Consider the following 4,392-nt stretch of genomic DNA (forward strand, 5'->3'; position numbering starts at 1 on the left):
CTCCAGAGCTTCCGCCGCATCGTGGTTCGGTACGAGCGTCACGCCGAAAACTTCCTCGGCTTCGTCCATCTCGGATGCATCGTCGTGTACCTCAGGGCGCTCCTGGACGGTTTATGAGATGAGTTCTCCTCATGTATGCACAGGGAAAAACCCTGCACGACGTCGCGGGGGCGCTCGGCTACCCCCGCGAATACGTGCGCGCGGTCCTGGACGCCAAGCTCTACGTGACGGTCCACTTTGCCGGGGCGGTCGCTCGCGTGCTCGGCAAGGACCTCAGCGTGCTCACGCAGGGAACGTGAAGTTCGCGCAAGCCCCCAGTCCGACGCCAGTTGCCAGACCCCCGAACGCGTGCGGTCCGGCCAAACCAGGAGGGACCATCTTGCGCGTTTTCCTCGTTCCCTGGTAGCGTGGGGTTCGTCCGAGGATCGATGCGTCGCGCCTTCGCAAACCTGCTGACTGTCGCGCTGGCTGCGCTCGGGCCGCCTGTGATGGCGGACGACGCACCCACGGCGCAACGCGTCGCCTTTCGGCTCGAGTATGTCGCCCCCCCTGGGGCGAACTGTCCTGCAAAGTCCGCTCTGGCGGAGCTGACGAGCGCGAAGTACCGGTACGATGCCTTCCCGGACGCGGCGCGCGCGTCGCTTTCCGTGACGGTGCGGCGTGCCGGTGGACGCCTGGACGCGCTGCTCGTCGCGCGAGACGACCAGGGAGCGGTCCAGTGGGAGGAAACAGCGACCCCGCGGTGGAGGTGCGACGAGCTCGTCGAGGATGTGGCGCTCATGATCTACGCGCGGTTCATGACGCCCAAGGGTGAGACGCCGGAGGCGTGGACGCTCCTTGCACCACCGGCGCCTGCGGTGGCGCCCCCGGAGCCCCTGCCAGCTCCGGCGCCGCCGGCCCCCGCCGAGCCTCACCCGCCGCCGCCACAGGTACCGCAGGCCCGTCTGTCGGATTCTGCCGCTCCTCCGTTTCGCCCTGAGCTGTCTGCGGCTCTGGTCGTGGCACCTTTCGATACCCCGGGCGTCGCCTTGGGCGGGGCTCTTCAGGTAGCGCTGCGGTGGCCTTGGGTGTCTCTCGGCGTCGAGCTGCGCGGCGTGGTCGATCACCGGGGGGACGTGGACAACGTGCCGATACGTACCTGGCTCGCTACGGGGAGCGCCCTGCCTTGCCTCCTGCTCCGAGAACGTGGGCGTATCTGCATGCCGGTTGCCGGTGGGTTCTATCAAGTTGTCATGGGTGACAGCGTGAAAGCGCGGAACGAACCTGACCAACCCTTCGGCGGAGCGGGGCTGCGGGGCTCGTACGATCTGGCGCTTTCCCAGCACGTCTGGCTGCGGGGTTATGCGGAGGTCCTCTTCCAGCTGCGTGGAGCCCGATGGGCACACACCCGCGCGCACTCGGCGGATGATGAAACGGTTTGGACGACACCGCGGGTTTTGCCGTCAGTAGGGATCGGTGTGATATGGAATCCATGATCAATATGCATAGAATGCTGCTAATTGCCGTCGCTGTGGTTCATCTGGCATGCGGATACGGGACAACGGTATTCGAGTATGAGTGCGATCCGGAGGGGAAAAGGCCCGGGTGTGAAAACATCGGCGATGCCGGTGCAGACGCCGACACCGATGCCGGAGACGGCGGTGTCGAGGCCAAAGCCTGCACGGGCCAGTGCGTCCCCTTCCGGCCCCTCGGATGGAGCGGTCCGGTCCTCGTGGCGAGGTCACCCGGCCCCTCCATCGAGTGCCCGCCCGATGCACCCCACCACCACTTCACCAAGTACGCCCATCTCACGGCGGGACCGCTCGCTTGCGGCTGCGCCTGCAAGCCTTCGACGGGCTCGTGCATCCTTCCGGCGACGATGACGGCTTCCAACGCCGCATGTTCCACGCCCGTCGCGGTCCCCACGTCCTTCGACCCCCCGGCCGACTGGGACGGGAGCTGCTCGAACTCCAACGCGATCGCCGCGGGAAAACAGTGCGGCGGCAAGCCGTGCGTCGAGTCGCTCACCATCGGGCCCATGCAGGCCGTGGACGAAGGCTGCGAGGTGAACTACGAGCCGATCCTGACCGGGACTTCGGACGAGCCAACGTGGGGGCTCACGGTCGTTGTTTGCGAGGGATACCCGGAAGGCGGCGAAGGCGGGTGCGGATCCGGCGCGAAGTGCGCCCCCGCGCCCACGCCGCCGCCCGAGTTTCGGGCCTGCGTATATAAGGATGAAGACGTCCCCTGCGAGGGCGAGGACTATACCGACCGGCTCGTTATTTACAGCGGGTTCGAGGACAAACGCGGATGCACCACATGCGAGTGCATGCCCGAGGTCGAGGGCAGCATGTGCACGGCGACGGCCTCGATCTACAAGGACGACGCGTGCGTCGATCCTCTGCTCCTCGGGTACTCGATCTCGTCCCTCAAGGAAGCATGCTTCGATGTGACCCTCCCGGGCTCGGCCCTCGGGAGCAAGTCGATCTCGAACGTCACGTACCACTCGGGCACATGCCAGCCGACGGGCGGGGAACCCATCGGACAGGTGGAAGCGCTCCGTCCCTCGACGATCTGCTGCCGTCCGAAGGACAAGTGACGATTTGGGTGTCCCTCTCGGGTGCTCAACCCAATCCATAGGACGTGACCCGACGATCCGACACCCAAGATGATCCTCGCGAACAACTCGCGCAGCTTGCACTCCGCGTGCCGGGATGGTTGGCCCGGCTCCCCCCGCCCTGGGGGCCCGTTCCGCCCGCGGAAGTGGGAGACCTCGCGCAAGAGGTCTTGACGGCAGCCGTCGCGGGTTTGCCGCGGTACGATCCGGCGAAGGGATCGATGGCCGTCTGGCTGTATGTGATCACGCTGCGAAAGGCGCGCGATCGGCAGGTGCGCGAGCAGTATCGAGGAGGATTTTTCGTTGATGAAGATGTATTTGGGGTGCCGAGCGGCGCGCGCACCCCCGAGGAGGCCATGGCTACAGCGCAGTACTTGCGACTCATGCACGAGACCATCGGGGAGATGGATGCGGACCTTCGCGAAGTGCTAACCGCCGTCGAGCTCGGGGAGCTGAGCCACGAGGAGACGGCGCAGTTGGTCGGCGTCTCGAAGCGCACCGTCAAAGATCGCCTCGAACGCGCGCGAGAAGATTTCACGCGGCGGATCAAGAGGAAGATGCGCGACAACGGCATGGTCGTCCTGCCCTTCGCGGTGGACGGGCTGTTCGCGTTCTTCCGCGCTCGCACGGAGCACGTTCCGGAGGAGCTGCGGGAGCGGCTCCGCGCCGTCGTCGAGCTGGGCTCCGGAGCGACGGAGCCGGAAGCGACCGCGACCGCTCCGGACGGCGAGGCTCCGGGCACCGGGCAGACCGGACAGGACGTAGCCTCGTTTCTCGGAGGAAACATCACGGGCGGGATTGTCGGCGCGGTCGTCGTTTATCTCCTCATGCGTCCCGCGGCGGTGGTGCCCGAGGCCACGAGGAGCCATGTCGACGAGCGCATTCCCCCGGCTGTTGCCGCTTTGCCTGTGACAGCAGCGCCGCCGCCTGCGCCGCCGCCGAGCCCGCCGAGTCCGATGCCGCGTCCTGCGGATCCAACGGCCGAAGCGCGGGCCTTGCTGAATCGGGCGGTAGGTGCGCTGGAGCAAGGTGACATTGCGGACGCACGGGCGGCGTTCGAGCGCTACGATCGTCGGTTCCCGTCGAACCCGCTGCCCAAGGTGAGAGCGTTCGTCCTCGGTGAGCTCGTGAGGGCCGAGCGAACGCGCCGCGCGCCCTGATCACTTTTTTGGTGTCCCTCCAGGGCGACCAACCCAATTTTATCTATGTGCGCGCCTGAAGGCGACGCACGTAGCTGAAAAACGACCCGCAGAAGGGGGCGATGGGGATGTTTTCTCTGGGTACGCGTTCCCATCGCCCTCTCCTGGGGGTCGTTTGTCGCCGATCTCAGGCGGCAGCGAATCGGGGCGCCCCACTGCTCGCGCGCACGCCCTTGATTCGCCGTCGCCTCGGGTCGGCGACGCCCATGGAGGAACCATGAATGCTCTTCGGGATGTCGACGACGACGCAGCAACGACCGTGATGGACCGCTCGGCGGTGCCGCCGCAGAGCGGGACACGGATGAGTGTGGCGCTTTCCGAGCCGCCGCGCGATACGATCGTGGATCCGCCTTCGGCGTGGAGCTGCGCCCGAGCTTTCCTGGGCGCCATAGTCCTCCGCATCCGTGAGCGCTTCCGCGAGGCCCGGCTCTCGGAGCACGGTTTGCGACCCGAGCGGGTGCAGCTCCATGCGTATCCGTTCGGCAACCCGCATCATGGCGCTCTTCCGGACTGCTGCGTAACATTTCCCCTCGATGCGGCGGCATGACGAGTTCGTCAAAAATGAAGGTGCAGAGGAGGCAACCGCCACGAAGACCG

Annotated in this window: 4 protein-coding genes; all 4 read left to right on the forward strand. The window is 66.5% G+C overall.

Translation table 11 applies throughout. The features are described 5' to 3' along the window. Window positions 1–131: 131 nt before the first annotated feature. The 4 genes from QHF83_RS52960 (at window position 132) to QHF83_RS52975 (ending at window position 4,342) form a co-directional block, all read left to right on the forward strand. Window positions 132–299: a hypothetical protein gene (locus QHF83_RS52960; RefSeq protein WP_282425820.1), complete on the forward strand. Its 168-nt coding sequence runs from the start codon at window positions 132–134 to the stop codon at window positions 297–299. Between the two features lie 1,559 nt (window positions 300–1,858). Beyond that, entirely contained in the window at window positions 1,859–2,578 is a 720-nt protein-coding gene (locus QHF83_RS52965; protein ID WP_282425821.1) for a hypothetical protein, read from the forward strand. A gap of 164 nt (window positions 2,579–2,742) precedes the next feature. Further along, window positions 2,743–3,756 carry an RNA polymerase sigma factor gene (locus QHF83_RS52970; RefSeq protein ID WP_282425822.1) on the forward strand — a complete coding sequence of 338 codons (1,014 nt, stop codon included), beginning with the start codon at window positions 2,743–2,745 and terminating at the stop codon, window positions 3,754–3,756. A 256-nt stretch (window positions 3,757–4,012) separates the two neighbouring features. Next, window positions 4,013–4,342, forward strand: coding sequence for a hypothetical protein (locus QHF83_RS52975; protein WP_282425823.1), 330 nt, complete (start codon window positions 4,013–4,015; stop codon window positions 4,340–4,342). Window positions 4,343–4,392: the final 50 nt, after the last annotated feature.

This window comes from Polyangium sp. 15x6 (assembly GCF_029960785.1).
GTDB lineage: Bacteria > Myxococcota_A > Polyangia > Polyangiales > Polyangiaceae > Polyangium.

Coding starts and splice junctions, on each gene's coding strand:
- QHF83_RS52975 (WP_282425823.1), top strand. CDS start 4,013: ATGAATGCTCTTCGGGATGTCGACGACGACGCAGCAACGACCGTGATG.
- QHF83_RS52960 (WP_282425820.1), top strand. CDS start 132: ATGTATGCACAGGGAAAAACCCTGCACGACGTCGCGGGGGCGCTCGGC.
- QHF83_RS52965 (WP_282425821.1), top strand. CDS start 1,859: ATGACGGCTTCCAACGCCGCATGTTCCACGCCCGTCGCGGTCCCCACG.